This window comes from Shewanella sp. AS16 (assembly GCF_021412365.1).
In the GTDB taxonomy this organism is placed as follows: Bacteria; Pseudomonadota; Gammaproteobacteria; order Enterobacterales; family Shewanellaceae; genus Shewanella; species Shewanella salipaludis.
Map to the genome: position 1 here is coordinate 1 of NZ_JAKCLK010000050.1, position 492 is coordinate 492.

At 66.1% G+C, this 492-nt stretch carries 1 protein-coding gene; it reads left to right on the forward strand.

What is annotated here, in order from left to right; translation table 11 throughout:
- Positions 1 to 492 (forward strand): Ig-like domain-containing protein (locus tag LZP73_RS19275; protein ID WP_234236527.1); only part of this gene is annotated, 492 nt, incomplete at both ends.

Sequence of the window (492 nt, forward strand, 5' to 3'; positions counted from 1 at the left end):
GCTCGGCCGCCGGCGACAAGGGCTACTGCCCGCCGCCGGGTGACGGCGCCTGGCAGCCGGGGTTAACCCCGGGCCACTGGTGTATTGAGCTGACCATCAGCGATGGCGGCCCCAACGACGATGACGGCCTGGCCAACGGCACCATAGTCGACCCGAGTGTCCTTGCCGTGCCCATGAGCAACAACCATACCCCGGTTGTCGTCGCCGACAGCCTGAGCATGAGCTGGAATACCGACGCCTTGATCGACGTGCTCGCCAACGACAGCGATGCCGACGGCGACCCCTTGGTGCTGACCAGTGCCAGCGTCGACCTGGGCCAGGTTGAAGTGAGGGGCGAGCGGCTGTACTTCCGGCCCCAGGCCGATTACTTCGGCCAGGCGCTGATCACCTATGGCGTCAGCGATAACCAGGGGGGCTCGGGCAGCGGCCAGGTTACTGTCGATGTGCTGGCAAACCAGTTCCCGGTGGCGGTCGACGATCTGCTCAACCTGC